Annotated in this window: 1 pseudogene; it reads right to left on the bottom strand. The window is 46.6% G+C overall.

What is annotated here, in order from left to right:
• A pseudogene (locus B3C94_RS20775) lies at positions 1–719 on the bottom strand (translocation/assembly module TamB); the annotation flags it as partial.

Genomic DNA, 719 nt, shown 5'->3' with positions numbered 1-719 from the left:
TTTTTGTAAGATTAGCATTGACAGTGACCAGTTCGGGGTGTTTGGTGATGACGTCCGGGGAGGGATAGCTTATCTTAAAATAATCGCGGATCAGCGTGCGGGGAGTTTCCGCGTACAGATTTTTGATCTCAGCACCTGTACCGGTATAGTTGAAATCGGCCCTTAGCTGCTTAATGGCAAAGCCCGAGTGATCAGCTGCGACGAGCTCTTTCAATGATCCGCTGATGGAATCGGCGCTGTAATATAAATCTGTCAGCTGCGTTTTGAGTCCCGGCATGTGGATGTTAAAATAGTCAAATCCTTTGATGCGGGGCTGATTGTCGTCTTTGAAACGTATGCTGGTATTATTGATGTTGATATCTTTTGCCGCAACGACCCAGTTCATCTTTGTGGCCGCACTGGTATCTGCTTTGGCAGTGTTGGTCTTTTCTTCCTTGGTTTTTGCTTCCTGGACTATCGCCGCGTTGGCCGCAGCGTTTTGAATTTTTCCCAGCAGGACATTATTGTCTGAGCCGTCGAGATCGAGCTTTTGGATGTCGACAACTTCTTTGTTTAGATCGATCTTATTGATGTCGGCATAGAGACTTTTTAGGATAAATTGGGATTTAAGCGAACTCGACTGGTCTTCATAGCGGACCAGCATATTACGTAGGTCAACGCTATGGATCCCAACATCCGGAAGCAGCGAAGTTGTCTGTGCAGTTTTGTCGGTAATGCCA

The sequence above is a fragment of the Sphingobacterium sp. UBA5670 genome (genome assembly GCF_002420705.1).
Lineage (GTDB): Bacteria > Bacteroidota > Bacteroidia > Sphingobacteriales > Sphingobacteriaceae > Sphingobacterium.
This window is presented reverse-complemented; position numbering and strand designations above follow the sequence as displayed.